Source organism: Hohaiivirga grylli, assembly GCF_039655745.1.
Classification (GTDB): domain Bacteria; phylum Pseudomonadota; class Alphaproteobacteria; order Rhizobiales; family Beijerinckiaceae; genus Hohaiivirga; species Hohaiivirga grylli.
In genome coordinates, this window is the sequence record NZ_JBBYXI010000006.1 from 1 (window position 1) to 24,191 (window position 24,191).

Genomic DNA, 24,191 nt, shown 5'->3' on the forward strand with positions numbered 1-24,191 from the left:
CCCCCCCCAAAATTGTTGGAAATATTATCTTTTTTCATGCTGCCCACTTATTGTCATCATTGATATTTTTAATGTACGAATCAGTATATTTTTTACATTTATAATTAATTTTTCGTAAAAGCAATTCATCCGCAAAATAAATGAATTCTTACCCAGATCTAAATATTATTACCAATTATACTTCACCCCCAACCTAATCTCAGTGATATTATTTGGAGCATCACTCTTCTCATGAGGCCACCCGTTCAGACGAACAACGGTACGCTCTTCATCAAGGCTCCATTTAAATAACCACAAAGCAAATCCATATAAGTCGTATATGAACAGTTAGAGCTCCTGTGGATAAGCAAATAGATTACGTACATTCACACATACGGAAAGCCCCCGGAGTTTTTGCTCCGGAGGCTGATTGTTATTGCTGGTGTATTGCGGTTACCAGGTGTACTTGAGGCCCACCTGTCCGGTGACGGCATTGTAGTGCTTGCCACCAAACTGTGTTCCGATGTCACCCCAAACCTGAAGGTTCTTCGTGATCTCACCGGAGATGCCGAGTTTGACCTCGCCGAATGAACGCGGTGCGCCAGATGGGACAAGATCGTTGTTCATGTACAGCTTGCCTGCATTCTGGTTGTACCAGTAGTTCGCTTCCAGATATGGACGAAGCTTCGCGCCGTTCTCAAGAAGGAACTCGCCGTAAAGACGGGCGCCCGCTCTGGCCAGAAGACCGGAACCGTTCCTGTAGCGAACCTGTGTGCCACTCGTTTCCGTCAGGCTGCCGGAGTGGTAGCTGACGTACGCAAGCTGAACCTGAGGCTCAAGATAGATCTTCGCTGTCTCGCTGCTGTGCAGCAGGAAGCTGTAACCCGTCTCAAGTGAGATCGTCGCGGCCTGAGAGTCATACTTCTCCTTCGGCAGGCCATAACCGCTGATCTCATGATTGAACCAGCTGTACTGACCCCACACATCAACATACGCTCCCGGCTGACCACGGTCATTCTGATACCATGTGCCATAAGCACCGATTGAATAACCCTTCGTCTTGCCCGTCGTCTTCGCATTGTTGATCTGACGGCTCTTGCCATCAATGTCAGATGTACCCCAGCCGCCCATGATACCGGCATAGAATGTGCCAAGATCAGGAGATTCATACTTGAACAGATCAACACCAACCTGCGCCGTGAACGTATCCGCAGAAGTCGAGATCGCGTTTGATCCCGCACGACCATGTTCGCGCTTCGCCGTCACACGCGCCCAGCCTGCATACTCACGGTTCGTGGTGCTCATGCCAGCATAACCATCACGATCATGCAGGGACATCATGAACATCGTACGTGCAACCTGATGACCAAGCTGATACGCACCGGCTTCCGGGCGGACATTACGGCCATTGCCACTGTTGCTGCCATCCTTGGACGCTTCAGATGTCAGATACCAGCTGTTGGCGTCACCTCCATTACCGCCCTGAACAAGGCTGTAATCATACGCACCAATCGCCAATGTATCCGTGGTCGAACGGTAACCCGATGACAGCTGGTCAAGCTTGAACGAAGTCGAGGTTGTTGTTGCACCATTCTGCGCATTAACAACTCGGATACCCTGGTTCGTCAGGGCACCCTCCCCGCCCTTGTTGGTAATCACAAGGCTCGTCGAACCTGTCGTGGCACCACCATTCAGGATCAGGCTGTCCGTCTTCGAGTCATCTCCGCCAAAAACAGTGTTCAGATAAACACGACCACCAAGACCTGTCAGGCCACCCTTGATCGTCAGTGTATTACCGATCTGCGAACCGGCAAGCACAATGTTACCAGCGTTTGAGAGGGCGCCAACCGTCAGGTTCGATGTCTGGCTGCTGTCGCCGTAACCCGTCGCATTCGGAAGCGCGTTATATGCAAGGATGTTACCCGCATTCAGAACCTGACCTTCAACCGTACCCGTACCGGATAATGTTCCGCCACTCTCAACACGCACATCACCCTTGATCAGGGCTGCTGGGCTGGTTGTCTCGCCAACAACCAGTGTTCCCGATGTGATCTGGGTCAGACCTGTGAAGTTCGACAGAGCCTGATCAACACTCAGGATACCCGAGCCATCCTTCACAACAAGACCGGAACCTGTCACCTCATTGGTCAGCGACCAGATACCATCCGCGATGAAGTGGAACTGGCCATCAACCTGGATTTTTGCCGTGCCGATGTTCTTTTGTTCAGACACACGCAGAACAGAGTTTGCACCGGCAACAAGCTGACCTTCAAACTGGCTGTTGTCTCCACTCAGGCGAACATCAGAACCATCTTCAGATGTGATTGTTCCCTTGCCCTTGATCGAGACCGCAGCTGTACCATTCGCAATATCCGTCCAAGCTGCATTGTAACCTGACAGATCGGCAAACGTCAGTTTGTCGTCTTCCGTTGCAAGTTCAATCGAAGCGGCATTGTCAAATGCATCTGCCGTGTTCAGACGAAGTTCCGAACCACCTGTGACCTGAAGCTCACCCGTGTAGTTCGCCTGCGCGCCATTCACATGGACGATGGATGGATCAATGATGAACGTACCGGCGCCATACAGTGTATTGGCATCCAGACCACCGCCATCCGTATCACCCGCAGCTCGCTGGGCATCTGCAATGGTTAAGGTTGAGCCTGCTGTAATATCAAGCTTGCCACCTGCCACTGTGTGAACGGCACCAACCGTCTGCGAGAACCCGTTCATGTCGAGGGTTGTGCCAGAGGCAATCTGAACATCAGAGGTTAGCCCGAGGACATTGTCATTGCCCATCTGCAGCGTGCCACTCTGAACAGAGGTTGTGCCCTCGTAGTCGTTCGTCGCATTCGACAGGGACACTGTTCCCGTACCGGCACCTGCTGCATTGATGGCAAGGTTACCCGTACCTGTCAGCTTCGCAGACAGATCAGTGGCATTACCTGTTGCACCGGTATCAGGGGTCAGCGTCAGTGTCTGACCGGACTGCAGGTCAAGCTGCTTCAGGCCATAGCCAAGATAGACACCATCTCCGTCTGTACCTGAGAAGATGTAATCATAGGTTGCTTCGGCAACTGTCTGACCACCTTCAAGGATATCAACCGTATGACCGGTCATTGAGATGATGTTGCCGGCAAGATCGGTCAGGGTCAGACCACCTGCCCCTGTCACTGTACCGCTCACGTCAACAAGCTTAACCTGCGCATCATCATCCTGGGACAGCAGATTAACCTGTGGAGGTGTGGTTGGCACAACAAGACCTGCTGTTGCCGGATCAACCGCGATTGAACCACCATTGGCTGAGACTGTCACGTTACCTGTCGAGACAAGATCAGATGATGTGGCATCTGCCGGAACCGTCAGATTGGCGTACTTAAGGGTACCACCATCAAACGCCAGATTGCCGATCGCCTGAGATCCTGCACCAACCGTGGTGATGTTATTTGCACCAAGGCTCAGGGTTGCATTGGTCAGAGACGCCGTGTTCACACCTGACAGATCAAACGTGTTGTTCGACAGCGCAAGTGTACCTGTGAAGGCGGAACCAACATTCGATGTGAAGTTGAACGCACCACCATTGTTCGAGGCATTCAGAAGACCTGCACCACTCAGCTCATTCGAGAATGTGAAGGCGCCATTGGTTGTGGCATCAAGTGTTCCTGCAAGCGCAACCTTACCGGAACCGAGATTGTCCAGACTGTTGGTCGCGGCTGCATCAACAGCGGCCTTGCCTGTGATTGTCCAGTCACCGGTATAGGAGGAGTTCGCACCTGTGATGGTTGCAACATTGGCACCAGAGACCGTTGTTCCACCACTACCCAGAAGGGCATTGTCGAACGTCTGGTCTGCGGCGAACGTCAGTTCAAGCGAACCTGTTCCGACCGTCACGTTACCAGAGCCAACACCATCAGCATCAGTCAGCGTCAGCGAACCTGCCGTGATATCGGTTGTCCCTGTCCGGGCATTGGCCTGTGCAATGGTCAGGTTACCAGAACCCGACTTCGTGAACGAGCCTGCGCCCGTGAAGTCGTTAGCCAATGTCCAGTCGGTTGACGTATTGATGGTGAAGCTACCTGCATTGGCGATCTCGGCGGAACCGAGGTTACCTTGCGTCGAGGCTGTCAGCGTGGAGGCTGCATCAACAATCCAGTTACCGGACAGTGTGTTGTTACCTGTTAGGGTTACAGCTGAACCCGAAGCGAATGTAACATCACCGGCACCGGCGACATTCTTTGCGAATGTGCCTGTCGCATTGTCGATGATCAGGTCACCGGCAACTGTTACTGTACCGCTGTTACCGATACCGGCAACATTGTCGAGTTCAACGGTTGCACCAGAGGCAATGTTTACACCGGCAGTCAGGCCTGTGTTGGCACCAGCGACGTCAAGTGTTCCACCGGCAATGGCGAGTGTGCCTGCACCGGTCAGGGAACCGGCGGACGTGCCGCCATTGTTGATGGTCAGCGAGCCATTGTTCAGGTTCAGTGTTGAACCGGTTGCACCCGTGAAGGCACCGTTCACAACCTGCGTGTAACCATTGACGTTGGTCGTTGCACCGGATGCAATGCTCAGGGCTGTCGTATTGCCAAGCGCATTATCTGAACCAAGCTGCAATGTCCCGGAGGTTACTGTTGTTGTACCCGTGTAGCTGTTACCGGAGTTGGTCAGAGACACCAGCTTGCCAGAACCTGCGGCAATCTCAAGGTTACCCGAACCAGTCACCGTTGCTGACAGATCGGTCGCAAGACCGGTTGCACCGGCATCTGGCGTTAAGGTCAGAACCTGACCAGACAGAAGCTCAACCGTCTTCAAAGAGTAAGCAACGTAGAGACCATCATTACCTGTACCCGTGTTCAGACGGTAACCGTAAGTGCCCTTGGCGGCTGTTGCCGTGTTGGCGGCATTGGCAATATTGATCTCTTGGTCTGCAGACAGGAGATCATGCCCGTTCGCATCAACAAGACCGATGTTACCACCCGCACCCACAACTGTTGTTGCCGAGGCAAGCTTCGTCAGCGCACCCGTATCATCCTGAGCCAGGAGGTTCGTGGTTGTGGCAGAACCAATCGATGGCATACCCGGTGTCCCCGGAAGCTTGATCGAGACCGTACCCGAACCGTTCACATCCAGTGTACCGGCTGTGACGATACCATTCGCCTGAAGCTGGGATGGGACGGTCGCGTCAAACACAACCTTACCACCATTGAAGGTCAATGCGCCAATTGCCTGATTACCTGCGCCAACCGTGATGGTTGAGCCAGAATCCGCACGAAGGGTTGCATTGGCCAGTGTTGTCGTATTGACACCTGACAGATCATAGCTGCCTGTGCCCATGGCGAGTGTACCCGTGAAGGCAGAACCGGCTCCCGACGAGAAGGCAAACGCATCACTGGCGGAACCCATCTGCGCATTCAGCGTACCGTTACCGGTCAGCTTGTTCGCAAATGTGAAGCCTGCTGATGGCGTCAGGCTCATCTGGCTGGAGGCACCATTGAGCGCAACTTCAGCGGTGCCGAGGTTGGCTTCCGTGGTTGCAATCGCAGAACCTGTCACATTCCACAGCCCGGAGAAGGTGTTCGTACCCGCAAGGGTCACATCAGAGCCTGTGACTGCAACAGTACCCACACCACCGATCACATTGGCAAAGCTTGCTGTATTGAACGCAAGCTCCATAACAGCGCCGGAGGCGACTGTGACAGCACCACTTGAGACCGCACCTGCATTGGTCAGCTTCAGGCTACCGGCATCAACGGATGTTGTACCGGTATAGCTCGATGTGCCTGACAGGGTCAGTTCACCCGAACCAATCTTTGTGAAGTTGCCGGAACCGGAGATCGAACCATCAAAGCTGCTGGCTGCCGTGTTGTTCGCCGTCAGGTTAGCTGACGCAATAACCGAACCCGCACCCTGAAGGTTGTTCACCTGATTGGCAAAACCGTTCAGGTCAAGTGTACCACCAGACTGGACAACCATGTTGCCGGTGTTCTTGAAGACATCCGCAACACCGGCCTTCGCTGTGCCGGAAGAGACGATTGTTGAACCGCTATAGTTGTTCGCGGCATTCGAGATCGTGATGGCACTGTTTGAGGCAATCTCAAGGTTACCCGAACCGGTCACCTTCGCCTTCAGCTCGGCGGCTGTTCCGGTGGCACCTGTGCCTTCGGTCAGGCTCAGTGTCTTCCCGGCCAGAAGCGCAAGCTCAGTCAGCTGGTAGGCGGCATAGAGACCTGCCCCACCCGTACCTGTTGAAGCAAGGCTGTGGCTGTAGGTGGCATTGGCAACCGTCGTGCCATTCTGCGTAATACCCTGAACACTTGTGGCGCCCAGTGCATTGCCGTTACGGTCAACCATCGTGATGTTCGAGACATTGCCTGTCACGCTCGTGGCAGACACAAGCTGGTTCGTCGCACCATCATCGGCAACAAGAATGCTTGAGCTTGAGCTCATCGCACTCAGGTCAAGCTTCACCTGACCAGAGGTCAGATCAAGATTACCCGTGGTTACATGCTCATTAAATCCACCTGTCGTCGCATTCAGCGTCGTATTGATCAGACCACCGTTCATGCTCAGGTTACCAACTGACTGGCTGCCCGTAATATTGGTAATCGAATTGGCATTCAGCTGAAGCGTCGCACCCGCAAGCGTGCTCGACGCATTCGCATCAAGCTTGAAGCCGCCTGTGCCCATCTCCATTGTGCCGGTGAAGCCGTTCGCAGCAGATGCCGCAAACCAGAACTCATTACCCGTATGGGCGAGTTCAACTGCAAGCGTACCTGTACCCGACAGCTTGTTCGAGAACTGTGCACTGCCCGGGTCCATGGCAAGGGTCATCAGACCATTGCCAGCCAGCACGACTTCCGCACTGCCAAGCTGGTTGTTCGGAGCGGAGACAATTGCTGATGCACCATTCGCAACGGTCAGAACACCTGAGTGGCTCGAGGTTCCGCCAAGGCGGACATTCGTACCTGTAATGTTGATTGCACCATCACCCGAGCGAATATTATCAAGCGTGCCATTCGAGAACGACAGTTCAAGCTCAGAGCCTGTCAGAACCGTGATCAGGCCTGTCCCGGCCCCATCCTCATGGGCAAGGTTAACCGTACCGGCCGTAATCAGCGTTCCGCCTGTATAGGTGGAAGCCGCATCAAGGGTCAGAGTGCCTGTCCCGATCTTGTTCAGGACACCCGCACCGGAGATCACACCGGACAGGGTCAGATCATTGGCGCCCGTATCAACTTTTGCCGTACCAGACGACAGGGTGATCGCATTCCCGACATCAAGACCATCGGCGTTTGCAACCAGTGTTGTTGCTGCCGCAAGTGAGACGGAGCCTGTACCAAAACCATTATCAGTCCCGATACCGACACTGCCAAAGGCAACGTTCACGTCACCGCTGTAACCGGAGCCATCGCCATTAAAGTTGAGCGTTCCAGAACCGGACTTGGTGATATCATTAGAGCCGGTCAGAGCAAGGTTCTCGCCAAAGCTCAGCGAGCCGCCCATCTCCGCAACATTGATTGTTGTATCAGCCGCGATATTGCCTGTCGCACCCAGTGACCCTTCAAAGGTCAGACCGTTCGTGCCAGAAACCGTGAAGTCGCCACCGACAACAACAGAGTTGTGCAGCGTCTGGTCACTATTGGTTGCAACCAGCGTTCCACCGTTGATGGTCAGCTTGCCAATACCGGCTGGGCCTTCGACAACACTCCCCACACCATCCAGAGAGCTTGAGGCGCCAAACTCAACCGTACCTGCATTGATGATCAGACCCGCCGTAAAGGTTGAGCCACCTGAGTTCAGCGCAACAGTTCCGATATCATTCTTGGTAACACTCTTGCCACCACCAGAGATCGCACCATTAAGCGACAGCTTGCCACTTCCCGACGTCTCAATGACAAGGTTCTGCTTCAGATCAATAATAGAGCCAATGGTTGGATAGGAATTACCTTTCAGTGTCAGACGGGTGTCCAGTGTCGGATCATCCATATCAAGGGTAATCTTTGTATTCGCCGCTTCTCCAATCGTATAGTGCTGGCCCTGATTGGTCTCGAACTCAATCGCACCGACAGTCACGCCGGAACCAACAGAGATCGTCCGGCCATTCAGACCGCTGTCCTTGTTATCGAGGAACTTCGCACCGTCTCCCTTGGTTGGCGTACCTATGCCTTCCCAGTTCGCACCTGTCCACAGGGCGGAGTTCGAATGGTTATCCCAGATGAACGCCACACCAAGCGGCACAAGTTCAAACTGATTGTTTGAGTTTTTAATCACCTTTGCACCGGTCATATAGGAACCGCCAAAGGAAATATTGTTGTACTTCTGGCCTTCTCTTCCATCCGTCACGATAAACTGAGAGTTCTGAGCACCCAATACTGGATTACCCTTCCAGTTATCAAGGTTCAGCGTGTAGCTGCTGTCACTCAGGTAATAACCCGTGCTGTCAAGCTGCAGGCTGCCAACCGTCAGAATACCCTTTTGGGCAGAGCCAAAATCGATAGTCGAGCTGTTGGTCAGGCTCAGCTGGGCACCCACTCCAAACGTCTGGCTGGTATCATTCAGCGCAAGCGTACCACCGTTCAGGTTGAGACCACCGACACCGGAAACCAGATTGGAACCGGAGAAGCCCAGCGTACCGGAACTGATCACCAGATTGGAGGTGTTCAGATTGACACCGATGCTGGTGTTTGTCCCCGCACCTTCCTTGAAGATCGAACCGGAAGCCGTGATCGAACCGGTCAGGGCATCGCCTGAGAAGGATGAGTTGCTGTCGAATACCGTCCGGATGTTCGAACCACCAGTGATATTAAGTATGCCAGCTCCATTGAAGGTCATACCGTTGCCAGACAGGGTTACCGTTGAACCATCAACGGTCGCGATCCGGATGGTACCTTCGTTCTCAATGGTATGTGCACCCGAACCCAGATAGTTCTCGCCGGCCACAACACGACCTGTGGTCACATCACCTGTGGCTGTTGCAAGAACAGTTCCTTTAGATACCTCAATACCATCACTGATCTGGTTGTCGCCATTCTTCAGCTCAAGAGTACCTGTATTGATCTTCGTGATACCACCGGCAGAAGCTCCATCAATAAACTGCGACTCAAATGAGGCTGTAGTGCCGGGATAGACATTCAGTCTCCAGTCAGTCTTACCATTCCTTAACGTAATGGTCGGTGTATCGAAAATCAGTGTTTTGGCATCTCCCCCACCCGTAACAGCTGTATTCAATCCATTTAGGATAATTACATTTGAAAGCCTGCGTGAGGTACTACCGTCATCACTATAAGCTGCAATGGTTGCACCATTGTTTAATGTAACGCTACCTGTCCCAAGAGCACCACTGATAACTGTCGCCCCAGTTGTGACAGTGTCTACGCCAATCTGAGTTATACCCTCCGATAGTATGGTTCCGCCAGAATAGGTATTGGCACCTTCAAACCTTATCGTTCCCCTACTACTCCAGGATGAAGCGACCCCTTTTACAATCCCCCCAGTTCCGGAAAGAATATGGTTTTTACCGAAGATTGTGAGATAATCTGGGCTTGAGCTACCAAGCCCAACCATACCTGTTAAGGTAGATGTCCCATTGTAATCAAATTTCAGATATCCATCGAGATACAGCCCCGGAGCAGACAAATTGAGCTGGTTACCCAATACAAGTGGATTAGTGGCCGATCCTGTCGTTCCAAAAAGTGTTTGTCGGTTTGCTGACGTTATTCCCACCAACGCTGCATTCGAAAAGACACCAGTCCCTAAAGCATTATCCTGAGATATATGAATCCGGCCTTGTGTTAAGATAACACCACCGGAAAATGTATTCCCAACACCATTAAGTGCAAGATCACCGTTACCAACCTTGTTTATGCCACCAGAGCCTGTCAGTTGACCATCAAAGGCCAATGTCAGTTTTTGAGTAGATGCAGAGGCATTGGCACTGTTACCATAGGTATCAATAGCAAGCATTCCGGACGCTAAGCTACCCGCCCCACTAAAAGTTAAAGTTCTTGTCGTTCCAATATCATTGTTATCGGTTACACCATAAACCGTATCTTTTTGAAGCAGTAGAGCCCCGGCTAAAGAGAAGTCACTTGTTACCGTGTGACTACCACCCGTGCTTTCAAGTGCATACGTCTTGGCACTGCCATCACCAATCGTCAGTTTGCCAGAACCAAACAGGGAGCCATCAGCATTAATCTGAATGATCGATGCATCCTGCCACAAGAAGCCCCCCGCATATGAGCTCGCTGAACCACCAGACAGCTTCAGGGTGCCAGTACCTGTCTTGGTAAACCCGCCTGTGCCATGAACATCACCAGACCACTCAAGAAGGCCTGCTAGAACATTGGCTGATGTATTCAACTCAACATTAGCATTCAGGTTCACATCAGTCTTGATGGTTGTCGTATTAATACCCGCATGACGGATACGTGCATCTGTCCCATCAAGGGTTAAGCTACCTGCGCCACCGAGTATCAGGGTCTGACCAGAACTGGACTCAATGTTCAGACGACCAACCGTAAAGGCCCCATCAATATCAATAGTCTTGCCATTAAGATTGCTATCCGCATCACGGATCGTCGCACTGGCCCCAGCAGCATTCGGAATAATAGAGTTCAGCCAGTTTCCCGCCGTACTCCATTTCATGTCCGGATCAGAACCACCACCCCATTCATTGGTCAGAGGAGCATTTGGCAGGAGATACCAAAGGCCATCATTACCCTGTGCAACTTTTGCACCTGCTTCATGATTGGTGAAGGCAACATTACTCAGCCATGTACCCGATGTGCCGGGATCTGCCTTAAAGCGAACATAAGTGGCGGCCTGTGTCGGATCATTGTTAGGCTCCCACTCCTGACCATTATTCTGGATCGTAAGGATTTTACCATCAATCCAGTTGCCAGCCTCAGTCTGCCGTTTAGCAAAAGTCATACCACCAGAACTGCCAAGCATAAGTGAGGAATCATTTCTCAAGAACAGGTTACCAAGATTATCTGCCTTGATACTATTGGCGACACTCAAACTGCCGCCAGTAAGCACAACGTTTGAAGCTGTCAGCTGACCATGCCGCCCAAGCTGTAGAACACCGCCTTCCAGATAAACACTATTATCCTGAGCAAAGCTGGTGATACCAGCATCAATCGTTGTTGTCCCAGAGCCTCTTTTATAGAAAGCAAATCCCGTTATAGCACCAGAGCCATAAATATTCGTTATGTTAGAAGGATTGGTTGTCGTATCAACGACAATTGTTGGCCTATTGGTAATAGATGTGCCACCAAAAGTTAAATCACCAGATACAAGCAGTTGCCCTTTAGTCGTTCCAGTTCCACCATCAAAGGTTCCTCCCGCAAGAGTAAACGCACCACCATTGAGATATTGAAAACTTCCGCCAGAAGAGCTGTATGTTAGTGTTGATGCAGTGAGTTGGCCCGCATGACCATTACTATCAGCCTTTATCCAACCACCATTTACAGTAACATCACTAGAGCCAAGATAGTTCTGTCCAGGCATAAGACTACCAATGGTCAACCCAGAATTTTGCGTTACATAGACAGCACCTCTTGTCGTCAGACCTCCGCTAAATGTGCTGTTCCCACTTTGTAATTCTATACCTCCACCGGTAGAGTTAATTGTTAACCCGCCAACGCCTGTAAGGTTAAAACCATCACTGAATGTCACACTAGAAAACTCACCAGGCTTGCTTATGTTACCGCCAATAGTAATTGTACGGTTTTGAGTAAGCTCAACATCTCCAGCATGAGTTAACCGAGCATTATTAACCTGAAAATCACCACCAATAATTATTTTATTATTTATTTCAATTTTATTGTCATTACCTTGGGCACCGATAATCCCACCAGCAATATGGACAGTACCACTCCCCAGATTATTATCGCTTTGAACATAAAGCGTACCAGAGTTTAAAAATATATCACCAGTATACCCTGCCATAAGAGTGGACAAACTATTTACAAATACATAACCAGATCCATTCATTATGATATTTTTTGAACCAATGACAGAACCTGCAATAGCAAACCCACCTGTTCCTTGAAAAACCAGATCAGAATTCAATTGAAGGGATATCGTCTGATTGAATGATACTGCTGGCCCCGCAGTATTTGTAAGTGTTGCGGCCGTCCCTGCATCCCCGCTATCAAAAATAATGGTCCCATCAGCTATGCTCATGCCAGGAGTTGCTGACGTGGACGAGTTCATGATCAAATGGCCAATCGTACGGGTTGCACCATTAAGTCGGACAGTCTGTTGTGATATATTGATAAGATTGCCGAACAGAACCGTAGCGCCGGAATGATCTGGAATATTATAGCCATCACCTCCAACCCAGTTGCCAGAAGTTCCCCATTGGTAATTACCGGCTAACCCGTTCCATTCACTAACCTGATTACCGATTGGCAGCAGCTCACCATTAACAACCTGTGCGCCCTTGCCATATCCTTGGAACCAGACATAAGGCAACAGATCACCCTCAGCAAAACCACTGACATTAACCCGATCGAACCCTGATACCAGGGTCCCATCCCAATCTTCGATACGAATGATATCCGGTGTACCTGTAATGGAGCCAAGGTTGAGTGTATTGTAACCAGATGGCGGCGTACCGAGATTGAATGTGGTTGAGCCTGCACCTGTCAGCTCACCAAAGACCTGATTGGTGCCATTGAGGTTGAGTACAGAGCTTGTACCTGCATTCTGAATAATACGGGTTGAGTTAGTAAACTGATCGTTTACCCCAAAGCCCAGCGTTCCGTTCCCCATAATCAGGTCTGAGGTGGCGATCGCAGCTGTTCCGAGATTGAGCGTCCCGCCCAGCACGGAAAGTGACTTGGTCTTGAATAATTTGACCGTGCTGTCGAATGTCGCGGTGCCCGTGTTCTGTTTCGTGAAATCCTCACGGATATCAACAACACCGGCAATATCTCCTGAATAGACGGTCTGAGCGAGTGTTGAATCAAGGATAAAATCAATACCGCTCTGGGCAATCAGGGAGTCAGCAAGGAACGTGAGATTGCGGCCAATGCTCATGGAAGCAGCGCCGTTGATATTCAGCACTGTATCGCCGAGTTCAACATCCCCATAGAGGTGCATCTCACCGCCATTGACTTCAATTTCACCACCAGTGAAACTGACGGTTCCGCGGCTGTCTACACTGCCGATGTACATATGGGCACCAGCATTAATTGTAACCTTGCCGACTCCACTGCCAGCAAGACCATCAAACTTTGTCGTCGATGCGGCTGAACCATTGATCTGGAGCTTGGTATTCGCAGCCAGTGTGATGTTACCGGTGCCGAGCATATTGTTGGCACCAGCGGCACCAATGGTCAGCGTATCAGTGAAGGCCCCTGTCTCGACAATTCCCTGCTGGATATCCAGATCACCAGAGAAGCTGTTACCCTTGCTGCTGAGTGTCAGAGTTCCATCACCCTGCTTGACGACACGGCCTGCCCCCGTGAGGCTGAAGTTTGAACCCAATACGAGTCCGGTACCGGCCCCAATATTGAAGTTCGTAGCGCCTGTAAGGGTTGTGCTCTGTGCCGTTGCCGGGTTGAGTGTCAGTGTCTTGCCACCAACAACATTGAAGCCGCTGTTCATCAGGACGGCATTGGTCAGCGTGAAGTTGCCCGCCGAGACATCGAATATCTGGTTGGAGCCATGGGTGAGATCAATAGCGCCCTTGCCAAGCGCAGAGTTATTGCCGATGGCAACCGTTCCACTCTGGAAGTCAAAGTTTCCAGTGAAGGTATTGGCACCATTCAGTGTGAGTGTCTCACTTCCGGTTTTTGAAACGGAAGAAGCATTGCTGATAACGCCATTAATGATTGTACCACCACTCCCGGCAGCATCGGTGAATGTCAGGGTATTGCCACCGATATCCATAGCCCCATTAATGGTCAGTTTCCCGCCAAAAGCACTGGCGCTTTGAACGGTGAGATTGGATGCAGACGCAATGTCGGATGCAATGGTCAGGGCACGATTACCAGACAGGCTGATGAGTGAAACCGAAGCACCATTATTGAAGTCCAGCTTTCCACCAGCGATGACCAGCGATCTGGCGTTATCATCATCCATGTACTTCCCGACATACAGGGAGCCGAGCGTATTTGACCCTGTCAGGGTAATCGTCTTGTTGTTGTAGTCAGCATCAAGGAACTGAACAATCTCACCAATACCATTAGGAGCTACCCCTGTTGACCAGTTCGTCCCTGTTGACCAATTCGTGTCGCTTGCCCCGCCCCAGGTATGTGTCGCAGCACCAGCGCCGACTGCCAGCAACATCGAGCCAGAGATGACGGATACGGCGAGTGCCTTGCGGAACGTCACGCGATTGCGGGCTGTCTCACGCGCAGCAGTTGCGATCGCGAGTGAGGATGCATTACCGGCGAAGTTACGACGCAGGAACGAACGGGTGTTGATGATAGCCATGACAGGGCCCCAAATTGTATTTGTTTATAAAAAAGATGAATACACGCGCAGGTATTTACGACGCGGATTTATGACGTAATCGGGCGCTATGCGGCCTGACCTGTTTTGCGATGATTGATCGCTTACGACTGAGCGCAGGCGCGACGACCGGGTAGTCATCGGGCAGGCTCCATTTCTCGCGATAGTCGGCAAGGGTCATATTGTAGCGAGAGCGCAAGTGTCGTTTGAGGCTTTTGACCTTTCGGCCATCCTCGAGACAGATCAGGTGATCGTCTGAGACACTGTCCTTGATGGGAACGGCCGGTTCGGCCTTCTCTCTGCGGAAGGGACTGCGGCTTTGACTATTCTCGACATCGAGAATCTCCAGCGCAACCTGATGGATGTTTTTGAGGAGAGAGACAATCTGCTCTTCGGAGCAGTTGGTTTTCTGCAGGTAGGCAACGACGATAGCAACGGCGGCAGAAAATGCCGGACTATCGGGATTTTGATCAGTTTTTAGCGGTACGGAATCGGGCTGCAACCCGCCCTGAGGCCCGCTCGGCCCACTTAATATGGGGGGGGGGGGGGGGGGGGGGGGTAAATTTTGAAATTACTGAGGTTTTTCATAGCCCACCAATCACATTTCTTCGATCAAAACCCGGCCCGCAAAAACGGACCAAAGCTGCTTATTAGTTTTTTTGCATAACATTTGCATAAACAATTTGCAAGGTTATGCATTCAATTTTAAACGAACACAACCCGGCAGGGCAAATTATCGGAACAGTCACATTCCTTCAAACAACCACAAAACAAATCCATATAAGCTGTATATGAACAGTTGAGAGCGCCTGTGGACAGGCTTATAAGTGGATGCTCACAAATCAGCCGCCTTCAAAACGGATATCCAATCCTGCCGTCCACCCAGAAGACGGAGAATATCAACAAAGTTATCAGAAATTCTATAAATTACCAAGTGGCTTTGGTGAACATGAATACGCACTGGCGGGTTAAATTCCATACGTTCACGGGCAAGAGATGGGAGTGATGCTATGGTCTCAAAAACATCGCTGAGCTCATCAATATATTTATCAGCCTGCTCTAAAGACCAAGTCTCTGCGGTGTATCGCCAGATATCATCAAGATCGTCATAAGCCGCAGGCGTAAGTCGATATCCTGACACCTTATTTGACGACATGACGTTCACGCATCCGAAGCTTAAACGCCTTAACATCTAAAGGCGCAGCCTGACCACTCTCAACACCTTTGGAAATGGCATCCTGTAGCGCGGTAATCGCCTCCCGACGCTCCTGATCTTTCCGTATCAGATCCCGAATATAATCACTGGCATTGCCATAACGTTCTTGATCAACCTGATTTTCAACCCAGGTTTTCATTGTATCAGGTAAGGATACATTCATTGTTGCCATAGCTTCCTCCATTGATGACATAATAGCACTTCTAGAAATTCTGTCAAAATTTATGGCAATCTTTGTCAATTAAAATTAATTGCGTCCATTCACACATATGGAAAGCCCCCGGAGTTTGTGCTCCGGGGGCTGTTTGTTGTTGTGTTGCTGTATTGCGGTTACCAGGTGTACTTGAGGCCCACCTGTCCGGTGACGGCATTGTAGTGCTTGCCACCAAACTGTGTTCCGATGTCACCCCAAACCTGAAGGTTCTTCGTGATCTCACCGGAGATGCCGAGTTTGACCTCGCCGAATGAACGCGGTGCGCCAGATGGAACAAGATCGTTGTTCATGTACAGCTTGCCTGCATTCTGGTTGTACCAGTAGTTCGCTTCCAGATATGGACGAAGCTTCGCGCCGTTCTCAAGAAGGAACTCGCCGTAAAGACGGGCGCCCGCTCTGGCCAGAAGACCGGAACCGTTCCTGTAGCGAACCTGTGTGCCACTCGTTTCCGTCAGGCTGCCGGAGTGGTAGCTGACGTACGCAAGCTGAACCTGTGGCTCAAGATAGATCTTCGCTGTCTCGCTGCTGTGCAGCAGGAAGCTGTAACCCGTCTCAAGTGAGATCGTCGCGGCCTGAGAGTCATACTTCTCCTTCGGCAGGCCATAACCGCTGATCTCATGATTGAACCAGCTGTACTGACCCCACACATCAACATACGCTCCCGGCTGACCACGGTCATTCTGATACCATGTGCCATAAGCACCGATCGAATAACCCTTCGTCTTGCCCGTCGTCTTCGCATTGTTGATCTGACGGCTCTTGCCATCAATGTCAGACGTACCCCAGCCGCCCATGATACCGGCATAGAATGTGCCAAGATCAGGGGATTCATACTTGAACAGATCAACACCAACCTGCGCCGTGAACGTATCCGCAGAAGTCGAGATCGCGTTTGATCCCGCACGACCATGTTCGCGCTTCGCCGTCACACGCGCCCAACCTGCATACTCACGGTTCGTGGTGCTCATACCCGCATAACCATCTCGATCATGCAGGGACATCATGAACATCGTACGTGCAACCTGATGACCAAGCTGATACGCACCGGCTTCCGGGCGGTAACGATGCCCACCCGGAATGCCCGAACCAGATCCGTTACCGGAACCACCGGCAACAACTGGCATCTCAGACGTCAGGTACCAGCTGTCAGCATTGCCGCCGTTACCACCTCTCACAAGACTGTAGTCATACGCACCAATCGCCAGTGTCCCCGTCGTTGAACGGTAACCGGATGAACCAATCCCGAGTGTAAATGCATCAGATGTCGTTGTTGCACCATTCTGTGCCTCGACAACCTGGATACCAACATTCGTCTGTGCACCCGAACCACCCTTGTTGGTAATCACAAGGCTCGTCGAACCTGTCGTTGCACCACCATTCAGGATCAGACGGTCGGTCTGTGAGTCATCACCACCGAACACCGTGTTCATGATGATTGAGCCACCGTTACTCGTCAGTCCATTATTGACGGTCAGTGTATTGCCGACCATACCACCCGCCAACAGGATCGTACCACTATTGGTCAGGGCACCGACGGTGAAGTTCGAAGCATCCTCTGCCTCATGACCGACAATCGCGTTAAAGGCCGCAATCGTACCAGCATTGTCAACCGGACCCGCAATCGTTCCCCGACCACTCAGAGTTGCACCTGTCAGAACACGCGCAGAACCGCCAACACTGGCAGAAGTTGAGGTTGCGTCACCCACAACCAGAATACCCGAGCGCACTTCCGTCAGTCCGGTGAACCCGGCAAGCGCCTGATCAACCGTCATTGTGGCAGAACCGGATTTGGCAAATACACCGGAACCGGTCACAACATTATCAAACGTCCAGTCAGCAAACGTATCTGCCACGAAGGTACCGGAGGCCAGAATCCCGGCCGTACCAACGTTTGACCGTTCCGTTGCTGTCACGGTTGTGTCGGCTCCAACATCAAACAGACCGCTGAACGAACTGCTGTTACCGGAAAGCGTAACGTTTGAACCATCCCGGAACTCAACGGTTCCAAGGCCACCGAACCCAACGGATGTTGTACCATTCGGAATATCTGTCCAGCTCGCATCATACGAAGACAGATCACCAAAAGTCACCTTGTCTGATGATGTGACAAGCTCAATTCCGGCTGCTGTATTGAACGCTTCAGCCGTATTCAGCATCAGCTGTGAACCACCGGTCACCTGTACAAGACCGGTGTAGCCTGACTGTACACCATTGACCCGGACAATTGACGGATTAATGACAAACGTACCGGAACCAAACAGCGTATTGTTCTCAAGCGAACCACCATCACCAGAGGTGCGCTGGCTGTCAGCAATCGTCAGGGTTGAACCTGCCGTGATGTTCAGCTGCCCGCCCAGTGCTGTATTAACGGCTCCAACGGACTGCGAGTAGCCATTGGTATCAACAATACCGCCTGCGAGGATATCGAGGCTTGAAGTCTCACCAAGCACGTTATTTGCAGCAAACTTCAGCGTGCCGACATCAACCGTCGTGATACCGATGTAGTCGTTCAGTGCATTCGACAGCGACACAACATTGCCAGCACCGGCCGCAACCAGCAGATCACCCGAACCAGTCACCCTGGCAGACAGATCTGTTGCCGCTCCGGTCGCACCAGTAGCCGGAGTAAGGATGAGTGCATCCGTACCCGTCCCGATCAGGTTAACCTCGGTCAGACCATAGCTCACATACAGACCATCAGAGTTTGCACCTGTCGTCAGACGGTAATCATAGGTACCTTCCGCAACAACCGTTCCGCCCTGTGAGATATCAATCTGCTGGGCATTGCTGACCACCGCTCCCGACTGATCAACAATCGTCAGCGCACCACCACTACCGATAACACTCCCGACAGCATCAACAAGCTGCACCAGAGCTGTCTGGTCATCCTGCTCAAGCAGGGAGACCGTTGTATTTGGAACCGGCTGGTCATTGGCAAAGTCGGACGGGACAGACACCTGGACTGTGCCCGTACCGGATGCATCCAGAACTCCTGTCGTTGTGATGGTCGAGGCAGCCACCCGGTCTCCCGGAATGGAGGCATCAAACACCATCATCCCACCATTGAAGGTCAGACCACCAATCGTCTGGTTGCCTGTCCCAACAGTTGTGACGTTACCGGCATCAACCCGCAAGGTGGCGTTGGTCAGAGCCGTTGTGTTTGTTCCCGACAGGTCAAGTGTACCAAGACCGGCCTGTACTGTTCCGGCAAAGGCACTGCCTGCTCCATTCCCGAAGCTGAAGGCATCACTGGCAGAGGCCATCACGGCCGAGATCACACCCGTACCTGTCATCACATGATTCAGGGTATAGCCCGAAGCGCCATGCAGGTTCAGGGTGGAGGTCGCATCAATATCAATGGCACCAATACCACCAGCCGTATCCGTCAGGCTGATCACATCAGCCGTTGTGATCGCACTGCTGTTCGTCAGCTTCATTGTCTCAAAGCGCGTAATGCTGCTCGCGGACAATGTCCGGACGCTGCCATCAAAGGTCAGCGTATCATTTGCGCCTGTACCACCATCAAGCAGCGTGAACGCCGCATTGCCCCTGACTGTGAAGGCATTCGTGCCGGAACCAGATGTCACCGTTCCACTGGTTGAGCCAGTGTTCAGAACAACCGTGTTGTTCCCTGCCCCCATTGCAACAAGACCATCAATCCGGCCACTGTTCACCAGTGAACTGTTCTGGCCATCAAAGGCCAGTGCCGTACCTGTTGCTGATGAGATGATACCTGTCGCCTCATTGGTCACACTCACCGTCGTACCAAGATCAACAACAGGGGCTGCTGTCGAGGCAGAGGTCAGATTGCCGGTATTGGTGAAGGTTGAGACACCCGTCAGGTTGACGGCTGAGCCACCACCGGCTGCAACAATCACATTGGCACCGTTCTTCATATCGCCGTTACCGGTATGGTTCACGGAGATACCTGTACCATTGGCTCCTATGACATTGATGGTCAGGGCATTAGAATCAGAGAAGTCGATGTTGTTTGACATCGCTCCACCCGTCGCCGTCTCAAAGGCAAGACCAGTACCTGAGCCCATCACATTGACCGTACCGGAGTTGGTCTGGGCAAGGGTGGCCGCTGTGCGGATACCCTTCCCGTCCATCACATCAATACGAGTGGTTGAGGTCAACTGGATACCGGAGATCTCGGCACGGTTCTCGACACCATTACCTGTTCCGGCTCCACTTGAGGCCATATCAATATAGGCCCCATCAATCACCAGACCGGCCGCACCTGTATCAACCAGAACGGCATGGGCTGAGCCTCCAGCTGTTACGACACCGAGGCCCGAACCAACCAGATTGAGCGCTGCATCCTGACCGATACGAATGGCAGCTGTGCCATCGGTTGCCTTGACCAGTCCTCCCTGCACATCAACGGTGGCATTTGCACCTTCGACATAAACAGCCACGCCATTGGCCGTGACGTTACCACTCTCATTGGTGAAGTTACCGTTCAGAACACGAATGGCCTGACTGTCCGCACCAGAGAAAATGATATCCCCCTTGTTGGTCAGGATACCGGCATTCTGGGTCACGAAGCCGGTGGCTCCGGTCACTGTTGAGTTCAGGGTTGCTTCCGACACGAGGCTTGAACCGGTACCGGTTGCAATCACCGTTGTCCCGTCGAGTTCATACTCATTGCCATCGACGGTTCCGACGATGGTGTTGGTGCCGGTCAGGTTGATGACGGTTCCCGACTTCAGCTGCACTTCGGCACCGCCCTCTACCAGCACGGCCTGCGCGTTGACACCACCGACATTGAAGGTGGAACCACTCAGCGACGTCACCTGTGTGTGGGAACCGGTGGCCCAGATCCCGCGGGCGCCATTGCCCGAGGCAGTCATGTTCAGGACACCGGACTGCACGGCTCCATCCTGAAGGCGGATCAGGGTTGAGTTGGTGCCCGAGGCATCCAGTGACCCACCGGATGTATTGGTGGTAATGGTTGACCCAACTCCCGATACCAGCATCATGATCTGGTCGGTGGCTGTAGCCGAGAAGGCCGCAGACGAGGTGCCGGTCAGGGAGACGGTTGCACCATCAAAGGCCGAGATACCAATCGCACCATCACCCTGCAGGTCGATGGTTCCCGCCGTCATATTGACGGCAACAGAGGAACCGGTCGCAGAGATACCGACGGTCCGGTTTGTTGTACTGCCACCCTTCAGAATAAGGTTACCGGAGTTGTTGAGGGTTGTGACGGCATTACTGGAGGCGGCGATCAGTCCGACACCACCATCCTGAATGGTAATCGAGCCGGAGTTGCCACCGGTGGAGCCTTCCTCAACCCGGATACCGGTTGTGTCCTGACCTGTGAAGATGATGTTGCCGGAGTTGTCGAGAGAGGCCCCGTTACGGGCAATATAGCCTGTGACCTCATCAAGTGAAGAATTAAGATTGGCGCCAGCAACCAGAATGGTCCCGGTTCCAAAGCCTGATGCACCCGCATCAAGGGTGGCATTGGTCAAAGACCCTACAACGATACTACCGACGTCTGAACCGTCAAGCGCATGCTTCTGACCATCGGCGATCCCTGCGATGGCCCCGACACCCGTCAGATTAATTGTAGCACTGGATGTAATCTTGCCCTGCGCCCCACCTTCGACCAAAACACCGGTTGCTCCCGGCCCGCTGAGGTTCAAGGTCATACCGCCAGAGTTAAATGCTGAAACATCTGTGCCCGTCACGCCAGTTACGACAACAGCTGTGGTATCCTTGCCTGATGCGGTCAGAACGGAACTCGCCCCTGCCCCACCGGCGAAATCGGCACCGTCTTCCATCCGGAACAGCACTGAGCCTTCGGTGGATACGTTCTGGGAACCGGTTCCGGTGTTGCTGATGCTTGAACCGGCACCATACACAAAGTAACCAATCTGGTTCGTGCCAGACAAGAATACAACCTGACCATTCCCGGAGATTGCGACACCACCGGAAGCGCGGGCGTGAACACCGATGGCACCGTCACCGGACAGATTGACTATCCCGGACAGATCAACCTGCGAACCAGTTCCTTCCGACCAGATGCCGTAGTTGCGCAGGCCCGTTGACGGATCGGCACCACCAGAGACATTGATCGTCCCGGAGGACTGGGCCTTACCACCAGTGGTCGTCTTGATACCAATCACGTTGATACCGGTCAGATTGATCAGACCCGCGTTGTTGACTACAGTACCAGCAGCTGTGCTCAGACTGAGAATACCAATATTCGGCATCGGCGTAGCGTTGTAATGGCCACGCACTTCAATAATACCGTTATTGACAATATTCATGGCATTCGCGACAGAGGCATGAATGGCGATACCATTCTGCACCAGATCACCGATAATCATTGTTCCCCGGTTATCAATAATGACACCGCCTGCCGCCGCATTGACCAGACGACCACCGTTTGACTGGGCAACATCAGCACCGCCACGATCAATCGGCGCCACAGAAATATTATCACTCTGCTCGCGACCGACATACATCACGCCAGCTGTATCATTGATAAGAGTGGCTCCAGCACTATAGAGCCAGACGCCTGTCGGATAACCGTCAGATGTCTGTGTCGTTGTACCGACGTTGATCGTGCCTTGATTGGTTATTGTTCCGTAATTAAAAACCCTGAGGGCCATCTGGTACTGAGTTGAGGTTGTATTATAAGTCCAGCCACTCAGATTGATAATACCGGTATTGAGATAGGTAGATCCGCTATCTGAAACATTATCCCAACCGGTTTCGTTACGAATATCACTGATTGGCCCGGCATAGCGAACACCATTATTAATCGCGTGTCCACCGCTTGTCGCGCTGATACCGGATGTTGCCTCATTTCCATAAGTAATGATCGTGCCGTCATTGATGACGGTACCACCATTCATAGCGTGAAGACCTATCCCATAAGTGATTGTCAGTCGCCCTGTCGTAGAGACCCGGCCTGTTGCATTCACACCATCAGCCTGCATTGCTACACGCTCACCGACAGGGATAAAGAGTGGATCAGTTGGCGAAATTGCATTCGGGTTCGGATTAACCTGATACAGATTGGTTTTTCTGATATAGGCTTGCGCAAAAGCGTTATTATAATTGGATTGCGCCGATGCTCCAGTACCGAGTTTACCGGCCTGCAACTGAGCAACCAGCCAGTCATTATAGGCCTGTAAGCTAGTAATATCTGTCACGGTATGCTGGGTCACTGACCCATCAGCCAGCGTAACTGTGAATGTTCCGGCATAGGTATGGGTATCGACGCTCACATTATAAGGAGAAAGGCTTGCAGATGTTATACCTGCACTACTGCGGGCGTGCACGATGGTGTTCTGCGAATCCCAGTTGACCACCCCATCTGTCACCTTGACGAAAATGGTATCCTTGGTCGTTGTATTACCGATTGTACCTGCAACATTGAAGTTGAGTATTCCACCGCCACTGACATCCGCAATACGGGCATTAATCATCGGACCCGCCCCAGCTTCCGTCGGAAAATAAATTGCCCGGCTCCAGTTAAGACTGCCACCGGCAACTGTCTGCTGAATATTGCCGGTTGTGTAGGTATTGACAGTGATCGAGCCCCCGGTAATCGGGTCATAAACAGCAATACTGTTGTTCTGCATACCAACATTCAAGGCAAAAGCCGAATTGGGATCTACGGCATCACCGATCGCTGTAAAATAACCCGTATTATATCCGTCTGCCAGTCTCATATACTGAATATTAGGGCCAACACTATCCTCATATCTGGCAGTCCCGGTCAGGTTAACTGTACCACCGGTCACATTGAGCGACCCGGTGCCATTGTTAAAATTACCCGGCGTCATCGGATTCGACAGAACACAGTTACCGGCACCGTCACATGTTGTCTGAGCCCCGACTGGCATAGCGAGACCGATTGCGAGAACACTTGCAGTTGCAAAGAGAGAAGCAGCGTGCTTTCCGGTTTTGCGGAATGATCCATAACGTGATTTGTTCATAGGATAGCCCCAGTATTTAAAAGCTTTTTTAAGCTGAAAGAGATGTGATTTTATTGGTGAGACAGGACAAATACTCAGGCGAAGCCGGGCATCGTTGACCTTCTCTTATCGGCTCTTCTTGAAGCATGTGGCCTTGTGTGTCGTGCAACATCAGAACGCCGTCTACTGAGAGCAGGCGCAACCATGGGATAATTATCGGGGAGGTTCCATTTTTTCCGGTATTGATCCGGAGTCATATTGTATTTAACGGCAAGATATCGCTTCAGGCTCTTATGAACAGTGCCATCTTCGAGGCAAATGATCCTATCATCTGATAGGCTTTGCTCAACAGGAACTGCGGGAGGGGTCGACAGACGTC

At 52.0% G+C, this 24,191-nt stretch carries 6 protein-coding genes; all 6 read right to left on the bottom strand.

All coding sequences use genetic code 11. From position 1 onward, the window contains the following. Positions 1–432: 432 nt before the first annotated feature. The 6 genes from WJT86_RS11820 to WJT86_RS11845 all read right to left on the bottom strand — a co-directional run bounded on the left by WJT86_RS11820 (position 433) and on the right by WJT86_RS11845 (position 24,186). Positions 433–14,424 (bottom strand): autotransporter outer membrane beta-barrel domain-containing protein, encoded by a 13,992-nt coding sequence (locus WJT86_RS11820; RefSeq protein ID WP_346337791.1) that lies wholly within the window; start codon positions 14,422–14,424, stop codon positions 433–435. A gap of 55 nt (positions 14,425–14,479) precedes the next feature. Further along, a complete protein-coding gene (locus WJT86_RS11825) occupies positions 14,480–14,944 on the bottom strand; it encodes a MucR family transcriptional regulator (RefSeq protein WP_346337792.1) in 465 nt (154 codons plus the stop codon). A gap of 333 nt (positions 14,945–15,277) precedes the next feature. Beyond that, the gene (locus WJT86_RS11830; protein WP_346337793.1) at positions 15,278–15,598 is read right to left on the bottom strand and encodes a type II toxin-antitoxin system RelE/ParE family toxin; all 321 of its coding nucleotides are present in this window, start codon (positions 15,596–15,598) and stop codon (positions 15,278–15,280) included. Continuing rightward, positions 15,585–15,830 carry a type II toxin-antitoxin system ParD family antitoxin gene (locus WJT86_RS11835; protein ID WP_346337794.1) on the bottom strand — a complete coding sequence of 82 codons (246 nt, stop codon included), beginning with the start codon at positions 15,828–15,830 and terminating at the stop codon, positions 15,585–15,587. Before WJT86_RS11835 ends, WJT86_RS11830 begins: the two co-directional genes overlap by 14 nt. 158 nt (positions 15,831–15,988) lie before the next feature. Further along, positions 15,989–23,833, bottom strand: a complete 7,845-nt coding sequence (locus WJT86_RS11840; RefSeq protein WP_346337795.1) for an autotransporter outer membrane beta-barrel domain-containing protein — start codon at positions 23,831–23,833, stop codon at positions 15,989–15,991. Between the two features lie 74 nt (positions 23,834–23,907). Next, positions 23,908–24,186, bottom strand: coding sequence for a MucR family transcriptional regulator (locus tag WJT86_RS11845; protein WP_346337796.1), 279 nt, complete (start codon positions 24,184–24,186; stop codon positions 23,908–23,910). Between the last annotated feature and the right edge of the window lie 5 nt (positions 24,187–24,191).